General features: G+C 44.2%; 23 protein-coding genes. 12 read left to right on the top strand and 11 right to left on the bottom strand.

Annotation, left to right across the window (positions count from 1 at the left end):
- Positions 1 to 28: 28 nt before the first annotated feature.
- Positions 29 to 547 (top strand): glycine cleavage system protein R, encoded by a 519-nt coding sequence (locus Q4486_RS12235; protein ID WP_303418129.1) that lies wholly within the window; start codon positions 29 to 31, stop codon positions 545 to 547.
- Between the two features lie 149 nt (positions 548 to 696).
- Here Q4486_RS12235 and argH read toward each other — a convergent pair whose 3' ends face one another.
- Positions 697 to 2,091 (bottom strand): argininosuccinate lyase, encoded by a 1,395-nt coding sequence (argH, locus tag Q4486_RS12230; RefSeq protein ID WP_303418130.1) that lies wholly within the window; start codon positions 2,089 to 2,091, stop codon positions 697 to 699.
- A 167-nt stretch (positions 2,092 to 2,258) separates the two neighbouring features.
- On the opposite strand from argH, the gene hemC reads away from it, so the two are divergent.
- Genes hemC through Q4486_RS12210 form a run of 4 tightly spaced genes read left to right on the top strand, consistent with a single transcriptional unit; the run spans position 2,259 to position 6,576 of the window.
- A complete protein-coding gene (hemC, locus tag Q4486_RS12225) occupies positions 2,259 to 3,200 on the top strand; it encodes a hydroxymethylbilane synthase (RefSeq protein ID WP_303418131.1) in 942 nt (313 codons plus the stop codon).
- A 3-nt stretch (positions 3,201 to 3,203) separates the two neighbouring features.
- Positions 3,204 to 3,989 carry a uroporphyrinogen-III synthase gene (locus Q4486_RS12220; RefSeq protein ID WP_303418132.1) on the top strand — a complete coding sequence of 262 codons (786 nt, stop codon included), beginning with the start codon at positions 3,204 to 3,206 and terminating at the stop codon, positions 3,987 to 3,989.
- Between the two features lie 23 nt (positions 3,990 to 4,012).
- A complete protein-coding gene (locus tag Q4486_RS12215; protein ID WP_303519613.1) occupies positions 4,013 to 5,329 on the top strand; it encodes a uroporphyrinogen-III C-methyltransferase in 1,317 nt (438 codons plus the stop codon).
- Positions 5,329 to 6,576: a heme biosynthesis HemY N-terminal domain-containing protein gene (locus tag Q4486_RS12210; RefSeq protein WP_303519610.1), complete on the top strand. Its 1,248-nt coding sequence runs from the start codon at positions 5,329 to 5,331 to the stop codon at positions 6,574 to 6,576. The genes Q4486_RS12215 and Q4486_RS12210 overlap by 1 nt, the downstream gene beginning before the upstream one ends.
- Positions 6,577 to 6,653: 77 nt before the next feature.
- Here the strand turns inward: Q4486_RS12210 and Q4486_RS12205 are convergent, their stop codons facing one another.
- From Q4486_RS12205 to trxA, 4 genes are all read right to left on the bottom strand, one after another.
- A complete protein-coding gene (locus Q4486_RS12205) occupies positions 6,654 to 7,694 on the bottom strand; it encodes an FAD-binding oxidoreductase (RefSeq protein ID WP_303519609.1) in 1,041 nt (346 codons plus the stop codon).
- A gap of 3 nt (positions 7,695 to 7,697) precedes the next feature.
- Entirely contained in the window at positions 7,698 to 9,176 is a 1,479-nt protein-coding gene (ubiD, locus tag Q4486_RS12200; protein ID WP_303519608.1) for a 4-hydroxy-3-polyprenylbenzoate decarboxylase, read from the bottom strand.
- 64 nt (positions 9,177 to 9,240) lie between these two features.
- Entirely contained in the window at positions 9,241 to 10,500 is a 1,260-nt protein-coding gene (rho, locus tag Q4486_RS12195; protein WP_067862996.1) for a transcription termination factor Rho, read from the bottom strand.
- A gap of 228 nt (positions 10,501 to 10,728) precedes the next feature.
- The gene (gene trxA / locus Q4486_RS12190) at positions 10,729 to 11,055 is read right to left on the bottom strand and encodes a thioredoxin TrxA (protein WP_067863000.1); all 327 of its coding nucleotides are present in this window, start codon (positions 11,053 to 11,055) and stop codon (positions 10,729 to 10,731) included.
- Positions 11,056 to 11,314: 259 nt separating this feature from the next.
- On the opposite strand from trxA, the gene ppx reads away from it, so the two are divergent.
- The gene (gene ppx, locus Q4486_RS12185; RefSeq protein WP_303519607.1) at positions 11,315 to 12,829 is read left to right on the top strand and encodes an exopolyphosphatase; all 1,515 of its coding nucleotides are present in this window, start codon (positions 11,315 to 11,317) and stop codon (positions 12,827 to 12,829) included.
- Between the two features lie 80 nt (positions 12,830 to 12,909).
- On the opposite strand, the gene Q4486_RS12180 is transcribed toward ppx, so the two are convergent.
- A complete protein-coding gene (locus Q4486_RS12180) occupies positions 12,910 to 14,457 on the bottom strand; it encodes a phosphoenolpyruvate carboxykinase (RefSeq protein WP_303418143.1) in 1,548 nt (515 codons plus the stop codon).
- 171 nt (positions 14,458 to 14,628) lie between these two features.
- The gene (hslO, locus tag Q4486_RS12175) at positions 14,629 to 15,501 is read right to left on the bottom strand and encodes an Hsp33 family molecular chaperone HslO (protein ID WP_303418145.1); all 873 of its coding nucleotides are present in this window, start codon (positions 15,499 to 15,501) and stop codon (positions 14,629 to 14,631) included.
- A 123-nt stretch (positions 15,502 to 15,624) separates the two neighbouring features.
- Between hslO and Q4486_RS12170 the strand changes: the two genes are divergently transcribed.
- Positions 15,625 to 16,413, top strand: coding sequence for a phosphatase PAP2 family protein (locus Q4486_RS12170; RefSeq protein ID WP_303418147.1), 789 nt, complete (start codon positions 15,625 to 15,627; stop codon positions 16,411 to 16,413).
- Between the two features lie 66 nt (positions 16,414 to 16,479).
- On the opposite strand, the gene hslR is transcribed toward Q4486_RS12170, so the two are convergent.
- Both hslR and yrfG read right to left on the bottom strand, forming a co-directional pair.
- A complete protein-coding gene (hslR, locus tag Q4486_RS12165; protein WP_303418149.1) occupies positions 16,480 to 16,887 on the bottom strand; it encodes a ribosome-associated heat shock protein Hsp15 in 408 nt (135 codons plus the stop codon).
- Positions 16,888 to 16,898: 11 nt separating this feature from the next.
- On the bottom strand, positions 16,899 to 17,552 hold the full coding sequence (gene yrfG, locus Q4486_RS12160) for a GMP/IMP nucleotidase (protein ID WP_303519606.1): 654 nt from the start codon (positions 17,550 to 17,552) through the stop codon (positions 16,899 to 16,901).
- A 32-nt stretch (positions 17,553 to 17,584) separates the two neighbouring features.
- Here yrfG and nudE point away from each other — a divergent pair, with 32 nt between their 5' ends.
- Both nudE and cysQ read left to right on the top strand, forming a co-directional pair.
- The gene (gene nudE, locus Q4486_RS12155) at positions 17,585 to 18,145 is read left to right on the top strand and encodes an ADP compounds hydrolase NudE (RefSeq protein WP_303418153.1); all 561 of its coding nucleotides are present in this window, start codon (positions 17,585 to 17,587) and stop codon (positions 18,143 to 18,145) included.
- A 54-nt stretch (positions 18,146 to 18,199) separates the two neighbouring features.
- Positions 18,200 to 19,033, top strand: a complete 834-nt coding sequence (gene cysQ, locus Q4486_RS12150) for a 3'(2'),5'-bisphosphate nucleotidase CysQ (RefSeq protein WP_303418156.1) — start codon at positions 18,200 to 18,202, stop codon at positions 19,031 to 19,033.
- A 137-nt stretch (positions 19,034 to 19,170) separates the two neighbouring features.
- Here cysQ and Q4486_RS12145 read toward each other — a convergent pair whose 3' ends face one another.
- Positions 19,171 to 19,452 (bottom strand): hypothetical protein, encoded by a 282-nt coding sequence (locus Q4486_RS12145; RefSeq protein ID WP_303418158.1) that lies wholly within the window; start codon positions 19,450 to 19,452, stop codon positions 19,171 to 19,173.
- A gap of 290 nt (positions 19,453 to 19,742) precedes the next feature.
- On the opposite strand from Q4486_RS12145, the gene Q4486_RS12140 reads away from it, so the two are divergent.
- Entirely contained in the window at positions 19,743 to 20,324 is a 582-nt protein-coding gene (locus Q4486_RS12140) for a superoxide dismutase (protein ID WP_067863030.1), read from the top strand.
- A gap of 91 nt (positions 20,325 to 20,415) precedes the next feature.
- Here the strand turns inward: Q4486_RS12140 and Q4486_RS12135 are convergent, their stop codons facing one another.
- Entirely contained in the window at positions 20,416 to 21,036 is a 621-nt protein-coding gene (locus Q4486_RS12135) for an arylesterase (RefSeq protein WP_303519604.1), read from the bottom strand.
- A gap of 11 nt (positions 21,037 to 21,047) precedes the next feature.
- On the opposite strand from Q4486_RS12135, the gene Q4486_RS12130 reads away from it, so the two are divergent.
- The gene (locus Q4486_RS12130) at positions 21,048 to 21,737 is read left to right on the top strand and encodes an ABC transporter ATP-binding protein (protein ID WP_303418163.1); all 690 of its coding nucleotides are present in this window, start codon (positions 21,048 to 21,050) and stop codon (positions 21,735 to 21,737) included.
- A complete protein-coding gene (locus tag Q4486_RS12125; RefSeq protein WP_303519602.1) occupies positions 21,734 to 24,226 on the top strand; it encodes an ABC transporter permease in 2,493 nt (830 codons plus the stop codon). Before Q4486_RS12130 ends, Q4486_RS12125 begins: the two co-directional genes overlap by 4 nt.
- Positions 24,227 to 24,262: the final 36 nt, after the last annotated feature.

Genomic DNA, 24,262 nt, shown 5'->3' with positions numbered 1-24,262 from the left:
TAATGATGTAATAGAGTGGAGCAGAATTATGATGACATCTCTTGTATTAACAGTCATCGGCCCTGATAAACCTGGGTTGGTAGAGATGCTAGCACAAACCATCGCAAATAATAGCGGCAACTGGCTTGAATCAGGCATGTCGCGCTTAGCGGGAAAGTTTGCAGGCATTCTAATTACAGAAGTTCCAAAGCAAAACATTGAGCAGTTAATCAATGACTTATCAGCATTAGAGTCTCAAGGGCTTAAAGTTACGGCAGAGCGCTCCGACGCACAAGAAAATACCGTTCCCACGCAGCAGTTCACCTTAGAACTTGTCGGTCACGATAAACCCGGTATCGTACGTGATATATCCAGCGTGCTAGCAAAACATCATGTCAACGTTGAACGCCTCACTACCGAACTCGTATCTGGCTCAATGTCTGCTGAACTGCTCTTTAAAGCAGAAGCCGAACTATTAGCAAGCACTGACTTAGATCTTGATGAGCTTCAAACATCTATTGAAAACATTGCCAACGACTTAATGGTCGATATTGTCTTTAACAAATAGGCGAAACCGTCTGGCTAGGAACACTCACCCTTTTTTCACTAAGGGCAGAGTATGTAAACAATCAGACGAAATTTCAAAAAAAACGCACTTTAAAAGGTGCGTTTTTTTGACTGATCCATCGACTAAAAGCTCTTAACTATTAAAAGCATTTAGCTACGCTGGTCCAGCTTAGCCTGGCCACGCTTAACCGCCGCACGAACTTGATCAGGAGCAGTGCCACCAATATGGTCACGGGCTGCAACAGAACCTTCTAGACTCAGCACTTCAAATACATCCTGCTCAATCGTATCAGAGAACTGTACTAACTCTTCTAAGCTCATTTCACCTAGATCTTTGTTCTGCTCAATACCATAAGCAACGGATTTACCCACGACCTCATGGGCATCACGGAACGGCATACCTTTACGAACAAGATAGTCAGCTAAATCAGTGGCTGTAGAAAAACCACGGAGCGCGGCTTCCCTCATACTCTCTTTCTTCGATTCTAATGCCGGCACCATATCGGCAAACGCACGCAAACAACCTTTCACTGTATCTATAGTGTCAAACAGAGGCTCTTTATCTTCTTGATTATCTTTATTGTACGCCAACGGCTGAGACTTCATTAAAGTTAACAAACTCATTAAATGACCATAAACTCGACCACTCTTACCACGTACTAACTCAGGTACATCAGGATTTTTCTTCTGCGGCATAATAGAAGAGCCCGTGCAGAAACGATCCGGCAAGTTAATGAAGTTAAACTGCGCCGATGTCCATAACACTAACTCTTCAGACATACGTGTCATATGCATTAACAGCACACTAGAAGCGGCACAGAATTCAATCGCAAAGTCCCGATCGGATACAGCATCTAAAGAGTTTTCAGCCGGTGCACTAAAGCCAAGCAGCTCACAGGTTAAATCACGCTGAATAGGGTAAGTAGTGCCCGCTAAAGCAGCAGCACCTAAAGGCATAATATTGACACGCTCACGGCAATCAACAAAACGACTGTAATCGCGGCTTAACATTTCAAACCATGCTAGCAGGTGATGACCAAATGTGACCGGCTGAGCCGTCTGTAAGTGCGTAAAGCCAGGCATAATGGTGTCAGCCTCGCCTTCGGCCAAGGTCAACAAGCCTTGCTGTAAACGCGTAATCTCCGGCAAGATAAGATCGATCTCATCGCGTAGATAAAGACGAATATCTGTAGCCACCTGATCATTACGCGAACGGCCCGTATGTAGCTTTTTACCTGTAATACCGATTTTAGCAGTTAGAGCAGCTTCTATGTTCATGTGCACATCTTCCAGCGCAATAGACCACTCAAACTCACCCCGCTCAATCTCAACGCGAATTTCACCTAAACCACGAATAATGTCATCACGCTCTTGCTCTGTTAACACGCCCGCTTGGGTCAGCATTTTTGCATGAGCAATAGAACCGCGAATATCCTGCAGATACATGCGCTGATCAAACTCTACCGATGCTGTAAAACGTGCTACAAACGCATCAGTTGGCTCATTAAAACGACCACCCCACTGCTGGTTGGTTTTATCACTCATGGGAAAACCTCTACTAACTCAGTTTATGCTGCAACCTAATTCAGGCCAACTCTGTAAATTTGCGCAACATTATATCACGCCCTTTGACTTCACGCGGCTATATCAAGCACGCCAATCTGATACAATTGACCATAAATATTCCAAATGTCGTACTAGAGACAACTTTTATGAGCAGAACAATCCGCATCGCGACCCGAAAAAGCCCTCTTGCCCTTTGGCAGGCAGAGTATGTTAAAGCTGAACTTGAACGCCACCATGCTGACATCAATGTTGAAATTTTAGGCATAGTTTCTAAAGGCGACAAAATACTCGATGCTCCATTAGCAAAGGTAGGCGGCAAAGGCCTTTTTGTTAAAGAGCTAGAAGAAGCTATGCTATCGGGCGAAGCGGATATTGCTGTTCACTCCATGAAAGATGTACCGATGGAATTTCCTCAGGGTTTAGGTTTGGCCGTTATCTGCCCACGCGAACGCCCTACCGATGCCTTTGTATCTAATAACTACAACAGTATTGATGAACTTCCTGAAGGGGCTATCGTTGGCACATCTTCCCTTAGACGCGAAGCACAGATCAGGGAAAGACGTCCAGACCTTAAGATCAACTGGCTACGCGGCAATGTGAATACTCGCTTACGTAAGTTAGATGACGGAGAGTATGATGCAATCATTCTGGCAACCGCAGGACTTCTACGTCTAAAAATGCCAGAACGTATCCGCACGGAAATCTCTGTAGATGTGAGCCTGCCAGCCGGAGGACAGGGCGCCGTTGGCATTGAGTGCCGCACGGATGATGCCGAGTTAATACAGCTACTTCAAGCTCTACACGACCAAGAAACCACATGGAGAGTAACCGCTGAGCGCGCTATGAACCGACGCTTAGAAGGTGGCTGCCAAGTACCCATCGCCTGCTATGCCACTCTTAATGATGATAACAGCGAGCTTTATTTACGTGGTTTAGTGGCAAAACCTGATGGCACACTTATTCTCAGAGAAGAAGAAACAGGCAAACCGGAAGACGCGGAAGCTATGGGTATCGCAGTCGCCGAGCGCTTATTAACTGCAGGCGCTAAAGAGATTTTAGACGCTGTTTATAACGCTTCTAATGCTTAAACTATGCAAAAAGAGCATCTAACTGGCTTGAGAGTACTCGTTACTCGACCACTACATCAGGCCCAACATTTAATTCAAGCGCTCCGCAGCCATGGCGCGGAGCCTATCGCTTTCCCTCTGCTCAAAATTAGCCCGATCACAGAATCTGACACTAACTACTCTGCTCTAAAACAGAAAATATTAGATTTAGATAACTTTCAGCATTTAATATTTGTTAGTCCAAATGCAGTACATAACGGCTATGATTGGATTGATCAGTATTGGCCACAGCTCCCGATAGGCATAAAATGGTTAGCTATAGGCAAGCAAAGCGCTAACGCCCTAAGCAACTATGGTATAGATGCCTATCACAGCCCATTAGGCTACGATTCAGAGACACTGCTTGCCTCTCCAGCACTCGACAACATTCGCGGAGACAAGGTGCTTATCATGCGCGGAGAAGGCGGTCGTGAAAAATTGGCCGAAGAACTACGTGCACGAGGCGCCGAGGTTAGCTATGCTGAACTCTACCGCCGTGAACAACCAACATACAATGATGGCGAGGTTGCTGAAGCCTTATATAACAATGAGCTTGATGCCATTCTTATCAGTAGTGGAGAAGGTTTACACAACTTGATGAGCATAGGTAAAGGAAGCCAACAACAATTCAGCACTGATTCACTATTAAAATGCCATCTTATAGTGCCAAGTGAACGTATTAAGCACGACGCTGAATCAGCAGGATTCACAAGAATAACCACAGCAGCAGGCCCTGATGATCAATCAATGATCACCACCTTGTTGCAGTAACTGACTTTTGCGGAAATCGACAGATGAGCGACAAGAAGAAAACGCCACAGGAAGAGAGCACTGAAGCGCCAGAAACTAACACTCCTGAAGTGTTAGACGAGGCCGCTAAAGAGACAACAAAGGATACAACCGAAGAGGTTGTAGCAGTGGAATCAAAGGACCAGGTCAAAACGACTCCTTCTGCTGAAGACGCTGAGGTCAAAGAGGCGATCGATGAAGCCGTCAAAAGTGCTGAAGTAAACAAAACAGCTGCAGCCAATGAAGCCGCCGCCGAAAAGCTCACAAAAAAAGAGAAACAGCGAGCGACATGGCCGGGTAAATTAGCCCTTCCTCTATCGATTATTGCTCTCGGGGCCGCAGGCTATCTTTACTGGTTATCCCTTCAACAAACGAACAACGTTGAACAAAATAACGCTGCCATTGAAGCCCAAGTAAGCGCTTCACTCAGTGCTGCACAAGGTTCAATCGATCAATCTCTTGCCAGCATGAATCAAAAACTTGGCCAGTTACAAGCACAAAGCCAAGCTGACAAGAATAATATTGATGAGCTTCAAGCCCGCTTAACGAAAAGCATCCAGCAAGTTACCGCAACACAAAGCACCTCCCGTAAAGATTGGTTACTTGCCGAAGTGGAATACCTTTTGCGCTTAGCGAACCAGCGCGTATTGATGGAACAAACGACTGATGGTGCCATCAAGCTATTAAAATCTGCGGATAAAATACTCAAAGAGACGGATGACGTTTCGATCTATGAAGTTCGCAAAGCCCTCGCCTCTGATATCGCGGCTTTAGAAGCCGTACCCGCACTGGATACTGAAGGGGTATTTTTAAAATTAGACGCCCTTAACCAGCAAGTGCCCAACCTACGCCTAATTCCTATTTCCGAGCAGCGCAAGCTACCTGACTTACTGGAAGAAGTCACACCCGATTCTGTTTCTGAATCTTGGACGGCTGGCCTAGAAGCATCATGGGGTAAAGCTGTCGATAAACTTGATAAGTTGGTTGTGATTCAACATAGAGACGAGCCAATTGAGCCACTACTCTCACCTGAGCAATCCTACTATCTGCAACAAAACCTGCATCTAATGCTGGAACAGGCACAACTCGCGCTACTGCAACGTAAACAAGCCTCTTATGACGCGAGCTTAGCAAAAGCACAGGACTGGATCTCTACCTATTTTGAAGCGAAAGACAGTACAACCCAAAGCCTTCTAAAGAACATTACTGAACTACAAAGCGTCAAAGTTACCGCTGAGATGCCTGACATCTCAGGCTCGCTACGCACACTTAAAGGCTACTTAGCCCAGATGGCTAAACTGAAGGAACAGGGAGCATCCTAATGAAGATTTTGTTCCTTATTCTATTAGTTATTTTAGGGGCCGGCGCCTTTGTCGGAGAACTGATGATTCAGGACTCCGGTTATGTCTTGATCGCCTATAATCAGACCACCATAGAAACCAGCTTATGGGTGCTACTGGTAGCCCTGCTCATTACCTTTATCCTCTTGCATTGGATAATCAATGTATTGACCCATACAAAATTACCTACAGCTAAACTAAAAGCGTGGAAAGATCATCGCAACCACCTAATTAGCCGCCGTAAAACGCTGAAAGGACTGACCTCTTTATCGGAAGGAAACTGGGCTCAAGCCCAGAAACAGCTAGCGCAAGCAGCAGAGCGCTCGGATCTACCTTTAGTCAACTATTTAGCTGCCGCACGTGCAGCCCATGAACAAAATAATGAACAAGCAACGGACGAGTTGTTACAAAAAGCACGCAACTCAACGCCCGAAGCAGAAGTGACTGTTGCTATATCTCAAGCAGAGATACAGCTATCACGCGGCCAGCTAGAACCTTGCTTAGCCACTCTTCTACGCCTGCGTACTTTAGCGCCGAAGAATACCTATGTAATGAAGCTCCTAAAAGATATCTACCTACGCCTGAATGACTGGCAGGCACTATCTAAGCTCATTCCAGTATTACGCAAGCATCAAGCGCTAAATGATGAAAAGCTCACTCAGCTTAGCCGTGAGTGCTATAGCCAGTTACTAGATGAAAGCGTCAGCAAGCTCCCTGTTGAAACGAGCAATGACGATCGTCTCAAAGCATTAGGGAAAGCATGGAGCGATCTTCCCAGTGAGCTTTCACGAGATGGAGACTTAGTCCAACGCTACACAGAACTACTTGTCTCCCTTGGGGCAGAGGGGCGTGCTGAACAGAACCTTAGAGATCTTATTAAGCGTAACTGGAATGAACAATTAGTGAACCTCTATGGACGCCTCAGCGGTGAAAACGCGAAGAAACAATTAGATACCGCACGTGGTTGGCTAAAATCTCATGATGATAGTCCAAGCTTACAACTAACCTTAGGGCGACTGTCTATGCGGAATCAACATTGGGGGCAAGCGGTTAAGTATTTTGAGCACAGTCTTGAACTTAGCCCCAGCTCGGAAACCTTAGCTGAATTAGCCCGTCTACTGCGTCATTTAGGTGATGGAGAACGTGCCCAAGCCCTATTACAACAGAACCTTAATCTAGTTGCATCGGGACTACCTGAACTGCCTATGCCAGAACAGGAAAAAGCTTAGCGATTAAAATAGCGCATATAAAAAAAGGGATGCTTTGCATCCCTTTTTTTATAGTGGATAACAAATATCCCGAACTCTTACTTACTTCTTGGCGCGTAAGCAAAAACATCCGAGTGCATATGCTCTTCCTTAAAACCTTTCGCTTCACAAGCTTCAAGTAAGGCATAAACCATCGCCGGCGAACCACTGGCAAAGATCTCTACATTATCAAAATCATTAAAGTCATCCAAAATAGCTTCAGGCAACAGGCCAACCCGCCCGGCCCAATTTGGACTATTTTCAGATTCACTCACAACCCGCTCAAAATGCACATTGGTATGCTCTGCTGCCCACTGCAAAGGAAGATTACCTAAATAGATATCATCCTCTACTCGAGCCCCCCAATAAATATAGATAGGGTTACTAAACTGATTAGCTAAAAGGTGTTCAACCACACTCTTCACTTGTGCAAAACCGGTACTTGCTGCCGCAAAAATTAATCGCGTATCAGGACTGATCTTATGCGCCTGTAAATAACAATCACCCTTAGGGATTTCAACTTCCACCGTACTAGCGCTTTGTAGATGCTGAATAATATCATTAGACATCTCACCACTAGGTACGTGGCGAATATGAAGCTCTAAGTTACGGCCCTGATCAGGTGCAGAACCTATTGAGAACGATGCTTGCTTCCCATTAGGTAGGATTAAATCTAAATATTGACCTGCATAAAACTCAGCAGACATAGATGCTGTAGCAGGTAACTGAAGGCGCACCCGATAAACATCTGCATTCAGTTTTTCAATCGCTGTAATATCACATTGCAGTTTTTTCACTAGTAGCTCTCCAGGGCATTGCAGCCCCTCTATTTTCACCCTAACGTCGCTTAAAGGCCGACATGTACAAGCAAGCACTTCCTCTGACATCTGATTTATTGTTTTATTTAATTTCAGATGCTTTTCAGGGTAATGTTGAATAATCTCGCCATCTATCAGCCTAACTTCACATATTTCACAAACGCCATTTCTACAACCCACTCGAAGTTGATAGCCATGCCGCCAGAGACTCTCCAATAAAGTTTCGCCGGATTGACCCATAAGTATACGGCCAATATTTTCGATCTCTATCTTATGAACCATCAATCAATCCAGAATGCCTAGGTCATCCCACAGGTCATCGACTTTTTTCTGTACTTCAGAATCCATTTCAATCGGCACGCCCCACTCACGAGTGGTTTCACCTTCCCATTTATTGGTGGCATCCATACCCATCTTTGAGCCTAACCCCGAAACGGGCGATGCAAAATCAAGATAATCTATAGGTGTATTATCAATCATCACTGTATCGCGCTGGGGATCCATACGTGTAGTAATCGCCCAGATCACATCATTCCAATCTCGTGCATTCACATCATCATCACAAACAATGACAAATTTTGTATACATAAATTGGCGTAAGAAAGACCAAACTCCTAACATAATACGCTTTGCGTGCCCTGGGTATTGCTTCTTGATCGTCACAACTGCCATACGATACGAACAGCCTTCTGGTGGCAGATAGAAATCGACAATCTCAGGAAACTGTTTTTGCAAAATAGGCACAAAAACTTCGTTCAATGCCACCCCCAAGATAGCGGGTTCATCTGGCGGCCGTCCTGTATAGGTACTGTGATAGATAGGATTACTACGATGAGTAATACGCTCAACAGTAAAAACAGGGAAACTATCTACCTCATTATAATACCCAGTATGGTCACCAAACGGGCCTTCATCAGCCATTTCATCTGGCTGAATATAACCTTCTAAAATAAACTCTGCACTTGCGGGCACCTGCAAGTCACTGCCTAAGCACTTAACCACTTCAGTTTTACCACCGCGCAATAAACCGGCAAAACCGTATTCTGATAAGGTATCAGGCACCGGCGTTACTGCACCAAGAATAGTAGCTGGGTCAGCGCCTAAAGCCACCGCGATAGGAAACGGTTCACCAGGGTGCTCCTGTTTCCATTCACGAAAATCTAACGCCCCGCCGCGATGAGCCAACCAACGCATGATCAACTTATTTTTCGCAATCAGCTGCTGACGGTAAATACCTAAGTTTTGACGCTCTTTATTAGGCCCACGGGTAATAACCAATGGCCATGTAACTAAAGGTGCGGCATCGCCAGGCCAGCAGGTTTGAATAGGTAATTTATTCAGATCCACATCATCGCCTTCGATAACATGTTTCTGACAAGCCGCTGTTTTCACGACTTTAGGGCCCATATTCAAAACCTGTTTAAATATAGGCAATTTATCCCACGCGTCCTTCATTCCTTTTGGAGGCTCAGGCTCTTTCAATTGCGCTAAAAGCTTTCCAACCTCTCGCAAAGCTACAACACTGTCTTCACCCATGCCCATAGCAACCCGTTCCGGCGTGCCGAAAAGGTTAGTCAACACGGGGTAATCATAGCCCTTAGGGTTTTCAAACAAGAGCGCAGGACCACCCGCTTTTAGAGTCCGGTCACTAATCTCTGTCATTTCAAGATTAGGATCAATCTCCTGTTTAATCCGCTTAAGTTCGCCACGCTCTTCCAGCATGTGGATAAAGTCGCGTAGATCTTTGTATTTTGGAGTTGCCATATATAGAACCTAGTAAAAACAAAAAAGGGCAAGCATAAGCTCACCCTTTTATACGTAAACTGGTTTATTTCCGTTTCATCGACAAGAAGAATTCATCATTTGTTTTAAAGTCTTTCAACTTATCAATCACAAACTCTGTTGCTGCCGTATCTTCCATTGGGTCAAGCAGCTTGCGTAGAATCCACATACGCTGCAGCTCTTCTTCAGAAGTCAGCAAGTCTTCACGACGAGTACCCGAACGACGGATATTAATGGCAGGGAACACTCGTTTCTCAGCAATCTTACGATCGAGGTGAACCTCAGAGTTACCTGTACCTTTAAACTCTTCGAAAATAACTTCGTCCATTTTGGAACCTGTATCAACCAACGCTGTAGCGATAATTGTCAGACTTCCACCCTCTTCGATATTACGTGCAGCACCGAAGAAACGTTTAGGACGTTCAAGTGCATGAGCATCAACACCACCTGTTAACACTTTACCCGATGAAGGAATAACTGTGTTGTAAGCACGCGCTAAACGTGTGATCGAATCCAGCAGGATCACTACATCTTTTTTATGCTCAGTCAGGCGTTTTGCCTTCTCAATAACCATCTCAGCTACTTGAACGTGACGTGATGGAGGCTCGTCAAACGTTGATGCAACAACTTCACCACGAACGGTGCGCTGCATCTCAGTTACTTCCTCTGGACGCTCATCAATTAGCAAAACGATTAGATGGGTTTCAGGGTTGTTACGCGTAATGCTGTTAGCAATATTCTGTAACATTAAGGTCTTACCCGCTTTAGGTGGAGATACCACCAATGCACGCTGACCTTTACCCATAGGGCAAACAAGATCGATAACACGGGCAGTCAGATCTTCTGTACTACCATTCCCGATCTCCATTCTCAGACGATCCTGCGCAAATAGCGGCGTCAGGTTTTCGAATAGAATTTTGTTCTTGGCGTTGTCTGGTTTGTCGTAGTTAATCTCATTAACTTTCAACAGAGCAAAATAACGCTCACCATCCTTCGGCGGACGAATCTTGCCTTCAATCGTATCACCCGTGCGCAGATTAAAACGACGGATCTGGCTTGGTGATACATAAATATCATCAGGACCGGCTAGATATGAGGAGTCAGCTGAACGTAGAAAGCCAAAGCCATCCTGTAAAATTTCAAGGACACCGTTGCCATAAATATCTTCGCCACCTTTAGCATGGCGTTTCAGGATAGCAAAAATAACATCCTGCTTACGGGACCGTGCCAAGTTATCCATTCCCATGCCTTTGGCAATATCAAGTAGCTCGGGAACGCTTTTAGTTTTTAATTCGGTAAGATTCATAGTTTGAAGGAAATAAGCACTAAGCTGATTTTTTTATTTGGATGGAATTTAGGAAGAAATACGAAAATGGCCTTTAGGCACAACGCTAAAAAAAATTAAAGAAGGATAAAATTCTAGCGGGCTGGCCAAACTTTAGACACTATAGAAGGAAGAAAACCGCCTGTCTATAGTAAACGTTAAGAAAGTGTAATGTTTTATAAAACATCACACTTTACTAAGCTTACTTGCTTACAAATTAGCTTCGATGAAAGCCGCTAATTGTGATTTTGACAAAGCACCAACTTTAGTTGCTTCGACATTACCACCTTTAAACAACATCAGAGTTGGAATACCACGAATACCAAACTTTGGCGGTGTTTCGCTGTTTTCATCAATATTCAGCTTACAAATTTTAAGCTGATCACCATACTCTTTTGCAATCTCTTCAAGAACTGGAGCAATCATTTTACAAGGACCGCACCACTCAGCCCAATAATCCACTAAGACTGCACATTCAGCCTTGAGAACATCTTCGTCGAAGGAAGCATCTGTAACATTTACAATGTTTTCACTCATGGGAACTATTCTCCGCTGCGCCCAACACTTTAATCAGACCGCCGATAATAACACCCAACAGGCCATTGTGTAACGGGGTTGTAGCCAATTAGCGACCATTTTCTCACTCAAAAACATGTTTGACGCCAATAAACTGTTTCAAAACAAGCATCTACTACACCGTCACATTATGTTAACGAAAAGCGACTGCAGCCAAAGCCTTCTTTTGGTACTCTACTCTCCAATTCCTCTCTACTATCATCTATGAGGCTTTTTTGTAATGACCGAGCAGAATACTGCTAGCGAGAACATTGAAGAGCAATTTCTCGCCGCCATAGACCTTGGCTCCAATAGTTTCCACATCGTTGTAGCACAACTCAGCCAAGGCGAATTACGAACGGTTGACGTAATGTCTGATAAAGTTCAACTCGCGGCTGGCATTAATGACAAACGCTACCTAACCGATGAGGCAAAGCAAAGAGGCCTTGAATGTTTAAGTCGGTTTGCTCAACGCATCAAAGATCTACCAAGAGATGCCGTACGGGTAGTCGGTACAAACGCACTACGCGAAGCCAAAAATAGCCGAGAATTTATAGAAGAAGCTGAGAGCATCCTTGGCACCCCACTTGAGATTATTGCAGGACGAGAGGAAGCGCGCCTCATATACTTAGGCGTGGCCCATACATTAGCAGATGACAAAGGCGCTCGTTTAGTCGTTGATATAGGCGGTGGCAGCACCGAATTTATCATTGGGGAACGTTTTGAGCCTAACATGATGGAAAGCCTGCATATGGGTTGTGTTAGCTTCACTCAACGCTATTTTCCTGATGACATCATTAGTGCAAAAAACTTCAAACGCGCCCAAACCGCAGCACTTCAAGAGCTACAGTCAATCAAGTTTTCCTATAAAGACCATGGCTGGAATAGCACAGTAGGTTCATCCGGTACAATAAAAGCGGTTCGTAACGCTTGTATCAGCAACAGATGGAGTGATGACCGCATTACCAAAGATGCGCTACACACACTTAAAGATAAAATCTTAAGTTTTGACAACAGCAATGATATAGATATTGAAGATCTAAAGCCTGAGCGAAGAAAAGTCTTTCCAGCCGGAGTTGCGATCCTTTGTGCCGCATTTGAAGCGCTTGATATTGAAGAGATGCACTTCTCAGAAGGCGCACTCCGCGAAGGGCTGCTTTATGATATGGCCGGGCGCTTACGTCATGAGGACGTTCGAGACCGAACCATCAATGCCATTATGCAGCGCTACCACGTAGATCAAGAGCAAGCAGATAGAGTCGAACAAACTGCGCTGATCGCTTGGGCTCAAGTAAAAGAGGAGTGGCAGCTATCGCGTAAACACTACGACATGCTTAGCTGGGCTGCAAAAACCCATGAAATTGGCCTAACCATTGCTCATAGCCAGTTCCACAAGCACAGTGCCTACTTACTAACCCACGCAGACCTACCTGGCTTTACGACACAGGAACAGCTTCAACTAGCAACCTTAGTTCGAGGTCACCGTCGAAAATTCCCAAAAGATGACTTTAAAGCCTTACCAAAACGCTTACAGGAGCCCTACACCCGCCTTTGCGTACTACTACGCATTGCGGTCGTACTCCATCGGAGTCGCTCAAAAGACAGGCTTCCTGCTATCTCTTTTTCTATCGATAACAAAAAGCTGATTATCGAATTCCCTGAAGGCTGGCTAGAACACCATCCCCTAACGCTTGCTGATTTAGAGCAAGAGACTGAATATCTGAACAGTGCCGATATAAAGCTCCGCGTACAGTAAACAGGCTCCAAATAAGCAACGCAGATACAAAAAAGCCCCTGCATTTCTACAGGGGCTTTTCTTTTACCGACGAAAACTAATTAAAGCTTAGGACCCGCAGCAATAATATCTTCAGATACACCATCGAACTTTTTAAAGTTCTCAACAAACTGACCTATCAGGTCTTTTGCTGCTGCATCATAGGTTGATTTATCAGACCAAGTTTCACGTGGATTCAACAAAGAAGAATCTACACCTGGAACAGAAACAGGAACGTTAAGGTTCAAACCATCTAACTTAACAGTCTCAGCATCCGTCAGGGCACCATTCTGTATAGCACTAATAATACCGCGCGTAGTTGGAATACTGAAACGCTCACCAGTACCGTAAGAACCGCCAGTCCAACCTGTATTAACAAGATAAACTTTAGAACCGAACTCTTCGATACGCTTCATTAGCAATTCAGCGTAAACATGCGCTGGACGCGGGAAGAAAGGAGCACCAAAACAAGTAGAGAAGGTAGATTTAATACCACCACCAGAACCCATCTCAGTAGAACCTACAAGTGCTGTATAACCAGAAAGGAAGTGGTACGCAGCCGCTTCTTTAGTTAATACAGAAACAGGTGGCAATACACCGGTTAAATCACATGTAAGAAATACGATAGAATCAGGCTCATCACCCATATTCAGCTCGGTACGTTTCTCAACATGCTCTAGTGGGTATGCGCAGCGACCATTTTCAGTCAGTGACGTATCATCATAATCAGCAGTACGCTTCTCATTCAATGTTACGTTCTCAACGATGGCACCAAAACGAATCGCATCCCAAATGATTGGCTCATTTTTCTGGCTTAGGTTGATAGTCTTCGCGTAGCAACCACCTTCAAGGTTAAATACAACGCCTTTACCCCAACCATGCTCATCATCACCAATAAGGTAACGATCTGGATCGGCAGAAAGTGTCGTTTTACCTGTACCTGAAAGGCCGAAGAACAATGTAGTGCTGTTATCTTCACCTACGTTTGCAGAACAGTGCATAGGAAGCACATCTTTTTCTGGTAGCAGGAAGTTCTGAACAGAGAACATCGCTTTCTTCATCTCGCCCGCATAACGCATGCCCACAAGCAATACTTTACGCTTAGCGAAGTTAAGAATGACACAACCGTCACTGTTCGTACCATCACGCTCTGGCTCACATTCGAACCCAGCCACGTTTAGTACTTGCCACTCTTCTTTCGCTTTTGGATTGTATTCCGCAGGGCGAATGAACAGGTTTTGACCAAACAGATTCTGCCACGCAGTCTGAGTTGTCATTTTAACAGCAAGATAGTGACTTGGATCAGAACCGACATGTACGTTAGATACAAAGTGTTCTTTATCCGCTACAAACTCTTCTACACGAGTCCATAGGGCATCAAACTTATCAGCATCGAAAGGACGATTAATATTACCCCAATCGATTGAATCTGAAGTACTTGGCTCATCAACGATGTAACGATCCATCGGAGAACGGCCTGTACGTTTACCTGTTGTTACTACTAAGGCGCCTGAATCAGCTAATATCCCTTCACCATTTAAAATGGCTTTTTCTACTAGCTCAGCTGGGCTTAAATTTTGGTGTGCAATGTTCAATGAATCTTTGGTCATTACTGGGTTCCCTTGGCATAGGCGCCAATAACGTTTCCTAAATAAGGCGTAAGGTATATGTATATATCGTATTTATAAGGACGCGTATTATGCACAAAAATCGCACGAAACGCCATTACAGAAAGCGATTCTAAGTTGACTTAACGCAAATTTGAGCTAAGGACGACATAATTAATGTACATTTTGTGAATTATCTGTCGTCCCTGCTTCAGAAAATAGCGCCTCAACATCAGTTTGATCAAAGATGTAATGGTGATTACAAAACTGACAACTCACATCAATACACCCCTCTTCCTCGATCAATGATAACAAATCAGCCTTACCCACCAGCTTCAAAGAACTTAAACTCCGCTCTCTTGAACAAGTACACTTAAACTGCACACTGTCTGGTTCATAAAGCCGACATGTTTCTTCATGAAACAAACGGTATAGCAAGGTTTCGTTATCCAACTCAAGTAATTCGATACTTTTCAAAGTAGAAGCTAAAAAACTGATACGCTCCCAATCATCTTGACCTGAACCTTCCGCCGGTAGAACTTGCAACATTAAGCCTGCCGCTGTCTCGCCATCGGAAGCCAACTGCACATAAGTAGGTAACTGCTCAGAACTGACGAAATAACTCTCTAGGCATTTTGCCAAGTTCTCACCATCTAAAGGCACTACACCCTGATAACGTTGCCCATTTTCTGGTTCAATCGTTAACACTACCTGACCTTGAGGCAACAATTCAGTAAAAGTCGCATTATCAGGAACATCCCCTTCCAAGCGGGCAATCGCTCTAACATCACGATGCTGATTAGTTTCAGCCATCAAAAGACGCACATTCCCCTGCCCTTGGGCTTGAAGGATTAGACGGCCTTCAAACTTCAGATTAGAACTAAGCAAGCTAACGGCAGCCAACATCTCACCTAGCACCTGCTTTATAACTGGAGGGTAGTTGTGGTTTTCAAAACAGTCACTACAGGTTTTCTTTAAACCTGAAACGACACCTCTTATATCCAGCTCATCAAACATAATGCGTTGGATCTGATCAGGATTGCTCATATAAATAAAATCTATTCACTTGTTCGGAATAAACTTGAACACCTAAATTGATATTCAAGACAGGGAACTTATTTTATCATACCCTCCCTACTATTCGAGCCGACTACAGACACAAATATAACAATGACAAATATTAGCGTTTTTAATACTCAGTGGAATTTCAAAGCCCTAATCATAAGCCACCTACTGGCCGCGCTTTGGCTAGGTTTTTTCCTAACGGATACAGGTTTTGCTTTCTGGCGAAGCATTGATCAAAACATCTTTTTTCTATTGAACGGCACTTTAGCTGAAGATAATGGCTGGACACGTTTCTGGGCTTGGGCCAATGTTCGTATCTTCGATATTATTCCACTCCTCATTATTTTAGTTAGTGTTACTTTCCCTGGTATGGGGATAAAGCGCGATCGGCTACAGCAAAGCTTTATTGGCTTTGTTCTCTTACTGGTATTGATGTTTCCTATACGCGAATCCGTTTACGAATATGCACGAGCTATAGATTTAAGCGGTAACAGCCCTTCATTAATGCTTGAACCTGCGTTTAGATTTAGTCAGATTGTGCCTGATATACCAGCCAAAGATTCTGCAGGTCATAGCTTCCCTGGGGATCACGCTGCAGTGGTATTAACATGGGCGGGATATATTATATTGAATGCGAGAAATGCACTTTCAATAGGCGCGTTACTTTTAGCCCTATTATTTATGTTGCCCCGTATAGTGGGCGGTGCTCACTGGGCCAGCGATAATTTGGTAGGGGGCGCTTTCTCGGCAGCCATTACATTGAGCTGGGCATTTTGCACGCCACTTATGCACTACTTAACACTCGGCGCACATAAGCTATTAAGCCCTTTGATTCGTTTGTTTGGAAAAATCCCACTACTGAATCAATTACCCATTCTAAAACAACCCAATTAAAGCGCATGCTGAATGCGTTAGTCGTCCTCTAAAAGAACGTCACGGCTAACGCAGTAATTCCAAGTACTACTTATCAAAAATACCGCGCCCTTCATCTTTAAAAGATATGATCTGGCGACGTTCTTTCTTATTAGGGCGATTTCGCGGATTCAAACCACTTCCCATAGCCTTACGTTGGGCTGCATTTTCTTCCCGCTTTTTAATACTCGCTTCGGTTTCTTTATAAAGCTTTTGCGCATCAGGAGCGCCTCCTCGACGATCAGACAGCTCCACAACAACGATCTCTTTTTCATCGAAGCCTTGGCGAATCGTTAAGGTGGCCCCCACCTCAACATGACGACTACACTTAGTTCGCTGCCCGTTATAGTGTACTTTGCCACCATCAATCATCTGCTTAGCAACTGCTCTGGTTTTATAAAACCTAGCGGCCCATAGCCATTTATCTAAACGAACCTTATCTTCAGGCTGTGTCATTCTCTTCCGTTCTATTTCGGTGTAATTTCATTGAAATGATCGATTGCAGAAAAACCATCGATCTCTCTTTTTGGCTGCTGACTATCCGGCTGAAAGATTGAGAGCAGATAGCGAATTCCATATTCACGAGCACTTTCAAGTACCGCAAAACTATCATCCACCAGCAACGTTCGATCTTTATTAAACGGCTCTACCTCTTGCAGTCTATCCCAAAAACCAAATGTTTCCTTAGCCAAGCCAAAGTCATGTGAGCAGATCACATGATCAACCAACTGGTCTAAATTGGTTGTTTCAGCCTTAAGAGATAAACTATCCTGATGAGCGTTAGTCACTATGACAGTACGGATACCCTGCTGCTTTAAAGACAAAAGGAAGTCCTGCACATGGGGTCTGAAAGCTATCTTTTGTGCCACCTCTTTTTTTAATTCGGCAACAGGTACATTAAGTTCTCGCGTCCAAAAATCTAAGCAATACCAATTGAGCGAGCCCTGCTCCTCTATGATACGCTCATGAAGCCACTGACGAGCTTCTTCTATCTCCATGGAGTGTATCTGCGCATAGCGTAAAGGGAGATGCTCAAGCCAAAAAAACGTGTCAAAGTGTAGGTCAAGAAGCGTGCCGTCCATATCTAACAACACGGTATCGATATTTTGCCAATCAAACATTACTCAGGCCATTTGTAGGAGGAAACTTCAGTATGCCGATTAAACCTGAGATTTTAAAGATTACGAACACGGCCAACAGCCGATTATTTAAGATAGAAGAGATTGAGCTCCGTTTTTCCAATGGAGCAGAACGCATTTATGAGCGTCTAGCCAATCGTGGCCATGGTGCGGTTATGATCATCCCCATCACAAATAACAATGAAGTATTACTGATCCGAGAGTATGCGGTCGGCATAGAGGATTACACCTTAACCCTACCTAAAGGCTTAATTGATCCCGGCGAAGATGAACATACGGCTGCAGATCGAGAGCTAAAAGAGGAGGCAGGCTTCGGTAGTAATCGCTTACATACACTGAAAGTCATGTCCTCTGCACCAAACTACATGGGTCATACTGTCACCGCCGTTGTAGCACAGGATCTCTATCCATGTAGATTAGAAGGCGACGAACCTGAAGAGATGGAAGTTGTCTGCTGGCCACTAGATAAGCTAGAGCAATTAATTGAAGACCCTGACTTTACCGAAGCACGCGCAATAGCCGCTTTATATATGGTTAGAGACTTTTTGACTAAACAATCGACAAAAGGCGACTAATATAAATACAGAGATAGGTCTATGCTGGTCTTATAACTAGAAGAAAGGGCCATAATGATGAATCATCAAAAACTCATCAAATCGCTTCTCCCTCTATGTGAGCAGGCGGGCGCAGCGATCATGCAAGTCTATAAACATAAAGACTTTGCAATTGATACTAAGCAGGATCAATCCCCCGTGACCTCCGCAGACCTTGCAGCGCATGAAATCATCCAGCAAGGACTACTTGCTCTTACCCCCGATATTCCACAGTTGAGCGAGGAAGGTAAAACCGTTTCCTTTGAACAACGCCAGCAATGGGATAGGTTTTGGTGTATAGACCCATTGGACGGCACTAAAGAATTTATTCAAGGTAACGATGAGTTCACTGTCAATATTGCGCTCATTGAAAACAATAAACCTGTGCTTGGCATCATCTATGTTCCTGTATCAAAAACCTGTTACTGGGGCAGTACACAGCTACAAGCGAAAAAGCAAATAGATGGCCAACATTCTGTTCATATTCGTAGCCGACCACTTGGACAAGAGCTAGTGATCACAGCCAGCCGTAGGCATGGTCAGGACAATAATGACAGACTACTCAAACAGCTATACAAGCATTTTAGACATGTACACAATCACGCGATGGGAAGTTCTTTGAAGATGTGCCTTATTGCTGAAGGTGTCGCAGACTTTTATCCCCGATTATATCCAACGTCCGAATGGGATACCGCCGCTGCCCAAGCCATCGTTGAAGCCGCTGGCGGGCGTTTAGTTAATGCGACTAACTTGCAGCCTCTTGCCTACAATGAGCAGGAATCATTGGAGAACCCTTTCTTCTACGTGTGTGGCGACCCACAGTTTCCACTCGAAGAGATCACTCTACGTGATAAAACAATGTCGATCTAAACCTTAGATATACACTAGATCGTGCTTGGAGGTAGGCAGGAATATGCATTTATCCGCATATTCCTGTCCATAGGACTTCACTCGTAGCGAGACCCCGGCTTAACCCCACTCAAAAAAGAAAGCTTTTTACTTAAAAATTATTCTGCAGCACAAGCAATTGAGCCACTGTTGACCACTTCCTCAACCTTCAGTTTAAAATCTGGATCGCTAAGCTGATTAGACATGATCAATTTCACTTCGTTATCACTAAAATGCTTATGAACATATTTTGCCAAACAATCACAACGTTCCTCTGTTGCTCCCTCCCCTTGCATGCAGCCCTCTTTAAAAGGCTCAAAAGTGTCAGAGGTTAAAAACTGTGTTTTAACAGCCAAAATACCCAATGCAACAAACGCAATCCAAATAAGAACTTTATACATTGTTAAATAATCACTTTTTTATCGTTATATAAAATAAAACAGCCGTCATTCTAGGGCTAATAAGCAACAGTTTCAGCAAACTTTAGTCGCAGGACAACCCTGAGCATCGACATTTGATAGCAAATGAACGATTAAACACACTTTTTGTACCATGAAATATAGAGTATTGAGTGCTATCATTCACCCGAATTAGTTTTTACTGGCTGCCATATCATAGTGAGAGTACTAAAATGATGAGCAGCTGCCTGATAATCTGTCTAAATATAGACTGACAAAATAAGGTGACACTTATGAGCTTTGAACTTCCGCCGCTACCTTATGCTAAGGATGCTCTGGAACCACACATTTCTGCAGAAACTCTGGACTTCCACCACGGCAAGCACCACAACACATACGTTGTTAAGCTAAACGGCCTTGTTCCAGGTACTGAATTTGAAGGCAAAACGCTAGAAGAGATCATCACTTCTGCGCCTGCTGGCGGCGTATTCAACAACGCAGCACAGATCTGGAACCACACATTCTACTGGAACTGCCTAGCACCAAATGCAGGTGGCGAACCAACAGGCGCTATTGCAGATGCAATTAACGCTAAATGGGGTTCTTTCGCTGCGTTCCAAGAAGCACTTAACGACAAAGCCGTTAACAACTTCGGCTCTAGCTGGACTTGGTTAGTTAAAAACGCTGACGGTTCTCTAGAAATCGTTAACACTAGCAATGCTGGCTGCCCACTTACAACAGGTCAGACACCTTTGCTGACTGTTGACCTTTGGGAACATGCTTACTACATCGATTACCGTAACGTTCGTCCTGATTACCTAAAAGGTTTCTGGGCGCTGGTTAATTGGGATTTCGTAAACGCAAACTTCGCATAAGTTTTCGTTTTACTATAAAAAAGGCACCTAAGTTAGGTGCCTTTTTTTTGCCGTAGCTCATCGCTCTATGAATAACTAAACACTGAAAGCCCTAATCTATATTTTCCAGTAAAGCTTCAAGGTGAGGCCAAACAGTCTCTAACAAGTAAGGCTGCCCTTTAGCATTAGGGTGAATGCCATCAGCCTGCATACGTTCTGGCACAAGCGCAACCTGCTCCATAAAAAAGGGAACGAACACAGCGTCTGTCTCGTCTGCAATATCAGGATAGATCTCTCTAAACGCTTCCGTATATGCAGCACCATAATTAGCTGGTAGTTGAATACCCAACAGGACAACATCCGCTTCAGCATCTTCAACCATATCGATCAGCCGCAGTAGATTGTTACGAATAGCAAAAGGTGGTGTACCCCTTAAGCCGTCATTACCACCCAATTCAATAATAACAATATCTGCATCAATCTTTTGCAATAGCAATTTGAGACGCGCTATTCCATTTTGCGTAGTATCTCCACTAACACTGGCATTAATAACATCTAATGCATAGCCTTCACGCTGTATACGTTGCTCTAAAAGATGCACCCAACCTTGTTCTGGTTTCATGTTGTGTGCAGAGGATAAACTATCCCCTAAAACAACAAGGGAACCTGCACTAGCCGGTAACGTCAAAGCAAAATGACCTAGAATGAAAAGTAGTGAAAGTAGAATTCGCACAGGGACACCTAATGAATCACAAAAAAGACACAGTTATCAGTGCTCAGCATCTCGCAAAACAGTTTAAGACTCAAGCAGGGAATTTAGAGTTATTTAAAGATCTTAATCTCGACATTCAGCGAGGAGAAACGGTAGCTATTATTGGTCCATCAGGTACAGGGAAATCATCCTTGCTGGCTATCTTAGCGGGATTAGATCAGCCCAGCGCAGGCTCGATACTGCTCAATGATACAAATCTAGAACATTTAAGCGACAAAGAGCGCGCCGAATTTCGTAACCAACATATTAGTTTTGTTTTCCAAGCCTTCCATCTACTACCCGATTTAACTGCATTACAAAATGTCATGCTCCCATTACAGATACGCAACAGTAGAAATGCAGAACAGGAAGCTACCCGTTGGTTAGAAAAAGTGGAATTAGGGGCTCGTCTACATCACAAACCCGCTGAGCTGTCTGGGGGGGAACAGCAGCGCGTTGCTATTGCCCGTAGCTTTGCTACACAACCGACTCTATTATTTGCAGATGAGCCTACAGGCAACTTAGATGAGCAAACTGGAGAGCAAATTATCCAGCAGCTATTCTCATTAAATACAGAACAAAATACGACGCTGATTTTAATCACCCATGACCCCTCCCTCGCTAAACGTTGCCAACGGGCTTTACGATTACACAATGGCGAGCTAACTGAGATAAGTCTATGAGTGCAACAACACCTATTAAATTAGCCGCCCAACAAAGTATAAGCTGTCTTAAACTCAGCGAATGGCGCTCCCTAATTATCGCATTAGTCTTAGCTATTACTATCGCAAGCCTAATGGCTGTTTTAGGCGAACGTATTGAACGGACATTACTGCGCCAAGGTAGCGACATATTAGGCGCAGATCTCATTCTTAGTAGTAGCCGCGAGCTTACGGATAACTCAGCGCTTGTCGCCGAAGAAATGGGAATAACGTCAAGTGAAGTCGTTCAACTCGGTACTATGGCCAGTAGCGGGGGAAACTTTTTATTAGTCACTATACGCGCACTTCAAAACACTTACCCCCGTGGCACAATCGTTCTAGACCCTCCCCTAGATAGCGAAATACCCAATCTAGGAGAGGCTTGGGCTGAGCAAAGTGCATTAGATCGGCTAAACCTTAAACTAGGCGATCAAGTCACTTTAGGGAGCACTGCTTTTACTATCAGCGCCGTTATTAAATCAGCGCCCGACCGCGGGCGAGGTTTTATTAGCTTTAACCCGCAATTAATCATTAACCGGCAACAATTAGAGCAAACAGGCTTGCTTGGCCCCGGCGCTAGATTAAGATATAGCCAACTTTTCGCGGGTACACCTGAGCAGATTAACGCGCTAGAACAAAGCTTAGAACAACACCTAAAAACCGGCGAGAAGCTCACCTCTATAGCCTCGGAAGAGGGTCAGCAGAATAGCGCTCTAAGCAAAGCATCCTCCTACCTACGACTCGGGGCTCTCTTTGCACTGCTGATCTCGGCAATGACCATTTTTCTCAGCCTTCGGCGCTTTACTCAGAGTCAATACAAACGTGCAGCATTACTAAAAACCTTAGGCGTAAGCGACCATCAAATACTGCTGCTGTATATCACACAGTTTATCTTCGCTTGGGCCTTATGCTCTATAGCGGGAGTCTCCCTTGCACTCCTATTAGAAAATCTAGGTCTGACCCTTTTACAAGGTGTTCTTCCTCAACCAGTTCCAGCAGCGTCCTCTTTTACCTATTTATCGGGCCCCTTGCTGGGGATAAGCATCTTGCTATGCTTAGGTCTGCCCTCCCTCTTTAAGCTACAAAAAAGTAATCCACTGCAACTTATTCAAGATCAAACGGCCTCGCTTAGCTGGGGGAGCAAGCTGCCTTACCTGATCGCTATTGGCCTACTGATCATTTCGACCACTTGGTATCTCAACAATATTCTATTAACGATCAGCTTAATTCTTTGCTTGCTCCTAATTGGAGGGCTCCTTGGTAGCTTTGGTGCTTATATCAGCAAACAGATTACCAAGAAATTGGCTCCTCACCATCCTATGGGGAATTTGCTTCTTAGCCGTGTGCAACAGCAGCAGCGCTGGTATAGAGTACAGATCCCCGTGATCTGTCTATTATTCTCCCTGCTAAGTATTAACCTTATCGCTTTAAACGATTTACTCAGTCGTTGGCAGGATCAACTGCCAGAAGACACCCCTAATCATTTTTTAATTAACATTCAGGAGTGGGAGAAGGACGACCTACAAGTATTGTTACAGCAAAATAAGATTGATAATCCGCTGTGGCCTATCTATCGCGGCCGTTTAAACAGTATTAATGATCTGCCGCTGTCAGAAGCCCTAACAAAAAAACAGCAAGATCACCCCTCACTTAATCGCGAGCTCAATTTAACCTCTACCGCTACGATGCCCGCCCACAACACCTTAATAAAAGGGCAATGGGACACCCAGACTAAAGCAGCTGAGACACAGGATACTCAACCAGCCTCTGTTTCCATAGAGGAGAAAATCGCCTCGGAGTTAGGACTAAAATTAGGTGATATTGTCGGTTTTAATATTGGGGGAATCGAACGTAAGGCTGAAGTCCAAAGCATACGTAGAGTTCAATGGGATTCATTCCAGCCCAACTTCTATTTTATCTTCTCTCCAGGGCTGCTAGAAGACCTATCCGCCAGCTATTTAACCAGCTTTCATTTAGGCAAAGATGACGCTTCAGTTAGCCGACAGTTAATGGAAACCTTTCCAACCTTAACGCTAATTGATGTACGGCAAATACTGGAACAACTGCAACACCTGCTAACTCGGTTATCAATGCTATCAAGTTTATTAATGCTACTGACGACAAGTGCAGGACTCATACTACTGTATGTCACGCTCACCCAAGAGCTTGAACAACGCCGCTATGAAAATGCACTTTTACAAACACTCGGTGCAAGCCAGCAGCAATGTAGGCAACTTGATCGTATGGAGATGGGATTAATTGGTTTAATTAGTGGATTTTTAGCGGTGGTTATTACCGAAGTTAGCTTATGGCCAATTCATCAACAACTCTTAAAACTTGATCCAGTCCTGCATCCTTACCTGTGGATAAGTTTGCCTCTATTGAGCTGTGCACTGTTTATGCTGATTAGCAAACTGAGTCATCGTCAACAAAGCTTAGCCAAAAGTTACAACACTCTGATCAGTCGCTAAGTCAGTAACCTGTTAGTTTTTATCACAGCCCCACAG

This window comes from Neptuniibacter sp. 2_MG-2023, assembly GCF_030547495.1.
In the GTDB taxonomy this organism is placed as follows: domain Bacteria; phylum Pseudomonadota; class Gammaproteobacteria; order Pseudomonadales; family Balneatricaceae; genus Neptuniibacter.
Note: the sequence above shows the minus strand (reverse complement) of the source record. Positions and strands in the feature narration are given on the sequence as shown.